Raw genomic sequence first — 3,004 nt, forward strand, 5'->3', positions numbered from 1 at the left:
TGCTTAGATCTCCACATCACTATCACGATTATAATCTAAATAAATTAGTTGCCTTGTTTTGTCACCTTGAGCAAAGACCTCTCTTCCCCGACACGAAGCTCTACGGTATAGACTCCAGAGGTATTCCCTCGCAGCTCATACTCAAAAGTTTGCACTTGCACTTTCTTTAGAGCCTTCTTATCCATCTCTACCATGGTCGGAGATAGGAGACGAAGTGTAAAGTCTTGAGGCTCTCGGAGCTCAATAAAGACCTTAAATTCTCCTGTCGTTGGATTAGGAGTCACAAGAAACTGTTTGATCATGGCTCCAACCTTACCATCAGGAAGAGTCACGCTCCCAACAGGTAGCACCTCGATGCGCTGGCTAACAAGTGCTGAGCAGTCTCCAAGATAACCCTCAAGTGCTACTGTGTATATACCAGCAGAGTTCATTGTGAAGATAAGCCTCTCGTCACTCTGGCTCTTGACAACTGCTCCGACAGGGAGGTGCCATTTTAGTCGATCAGCCTTGATTTGACTGATATTAACCACATGGATCTCTGCTCCTAGGTCTACAGAACTTGGTGCTGTAATATCAATGGGTAGTTCAGTCTGACTGTCACGGATTATAACCTCAGCGGAGGCTGTGCAACCGCCCTCATTGGTCACGATGACACGATAAGTTCCGGCACGGCTAACGCTAAGTTCTTTACCAGTTTCGCTGAGAGGCTGACCATTACGCAACCAGGAGTAGCTTACATTCTCTTGATTGGATATAGCTCGTAGATTACGACTTTGGTCTTTACAGAGAGTAAAGGCTTCGGAGAGGCTTACCTTGAGCTCTTCTGGCTGTGTCAAGCTCAAGCGATAGCGCAGCGTACATCCAGCAGCATCAGATATCAGAGCTACATATTCTCCAGCCTGGAGTTTATCTCGCTGACGAGTAGTAAGACTAGGACTATCCTCCCAACGTATCGTATAGGGACTTGTGCCTCCACTGATATTGAGTTTGATGCTACCATTAGACTCTCCAAAGCAACTGGGGTGCACTAATTCTGGTCGCACAACAAGGGCGTCAGGTGAAGAAACCTCTGCTGTAGCATCAATAGTACAGCCTCTGCTATCTGTAACACGTAGGAAGTAGGAGCCTATTTCGTTAACGCGAAGACTTGAGTTGCTTTCACCCTCCTTGTTCCACTCGTATGAGTATGGAGCAGTACCTCCTGTGACAAGCGCTTCGATAGAGCCTTCTCCTCCACTACAATTAGGGCTGATGACCTTAAACTTGAGGCTTAGGGGCTCGGGCTGAACTAATGTAAATACGGTAGATAATACACTGATGTTGTTAGCATCTGTAATCTTCACTTGATATTGTCCTGCACTAAGACCTCGAGCGATACTATCTGTTTGTTGACTTAGTTCTTCGTTAGAACCATTGGTGAGCTTATACCAAGTGTAGGTGTAGGGAAGACGGCTCGCTATATGGGGCTTGCCACCCTTAGCATGTGCTGTTACCTCGCCGTTACTGTCCCCGTGACAGCTAACGAAGTGACTCTCCTTAACCTCAACCCCTAGGGGGGGAGGAGCATTGAGCGTAATATCAAGTTCTGCTCGGCAACCACAAGGGGCATTCTTATCCTCGGGGGTGAGAGCATCAAAGCGGGCATCCTCTACAACCACCTTATACTCCCCTCTAGGTATGTTAGATAAGGTGTAGATATAGGTACTCCCATCGGGGCGTACAGAAGTAGGGGTAAAACTGCGGCCATCCGACTGACGTATGAAACGCACCTGGTAGCCGTTAGCGAGTGGAGTTCCCCCCGAGGCTCTGACACTGATGGAGCCATCAGATGAGTTATAGGCTAAGGGACTTACCACGGCTTCCTTCAAAACAGACACAGCCTCGGAGGGCTCAGAAAGTGTGATGCGGTGTATGAGCTCATTGCCTCCTCCGTCTTTGGCGAAGCAATCATTACTATCATAAACCTTGAGGGTATATTGCCCTCTTGGAAGGCGAGAAAGAGTAGTTGTAGCGCTAAACTCTTGGGTGCGGATCTCTACCCCTGAGGCGTCTAGTAAATATGCCTTGAAGCGCCCTGTTCCGCCCGAGGCCGTGAGCGTGATGGCACCATCAGTGCCAGCGAAGCAACTCACATCCTTCTTGGTAAACGAGTGTGTGATGACAGGTCGCTCGGCGATGGTAAGGTCTAATTTATGTCCTTGTCCCCCTGAGTAGCCTCCATATTCATAAAATGAAGATTGGAATCTGAAGATATATGTACCGGAAGGAAGTCCCTCAATGGTAGCTGTACGATTTGCATTAAGTCGTATATCAGAGATACTTTTAATGGTTTGTCCAGCCGAGTTAAGTACAAAGCCATGCAATATTTCAGCGGGATATAGGGCCCTATCAAACTGAAATTTCACAGACGCATCCCCCGAGTTATTACAACGCTCTAAAGATATTTCTGAAGATAAAATATGAGGTGTCGAGATAGAGGTACGTAGCGTTATAGTAGAGCTTGGTTTAATAGGGTTATCTATCCTAAACTGGATATTCTTTCCTTGCCGAACCAACTCTAGATATTCAGCCTCCGTCATTAAGTCTTGCCCCTCTATACTCAAGCTACCAAGAGGAGATGAATCTATCAATGAAGCAGGTATATCTATCCATGAAGCCCCCGCATCAAGAGAATACTGCCATTTATAAACAGAGCGGGGGAAGCCTGCTTGATTCTTTAATATTACGCGGTCTTTAAGTGGCAAGAGCTGAGGCTGTACTGCGTCAAATAAAAGCTCCGGATAGAGCATAAACTTGTGCGTAGCCACTCTGGAGTGGTAAGTATCCAAACTACCCCAGTGCAGGTCTGTTCTAGAAAATTCCGTTTGAGTACCATCTCCGATAAAGAAATCTCGATAATTTTCCCCATCACCAAACCAAGCTCCAACTTTCACCTGCCTCGATGACTCATCCCACATGTAAACGATAGGCCCCTCAGAGGCTGATATCAAGGTTTGCCCCTGTA

Annotated in this window: 1 protein-coding gene; it reads right to left on the reverse strand. The window is 46.9% G+C overall.

Annotated elements, in window-relative coordinates:
* Positions 1–44 precede the first annotated feature (44 nt).
* Positions 45–2,933: a pectate lyase gene (locus HMPREF1323_RS07640; RefSeq protein ID WP_232203998.1), complete on the reverse strand. Its 2,889-nt coding sequence runs from the start codon at positions 2,931–2,933 to the stop codon at positions 45–47.
* Between the last annotated feature and the right edge of the window lie 71 nt (positions 2,934–3,004).

It is taken from the genome of Porphyromonas sp. oral taxon 279 str. F0450, from assembly GCF_000292995.1.
GTDB lineage: Bacteria > Bacteroidota > Bacteroidia > Bacteroidales > Porphyromonadaceae > Porphyromonas > Porphyromonas pasteri.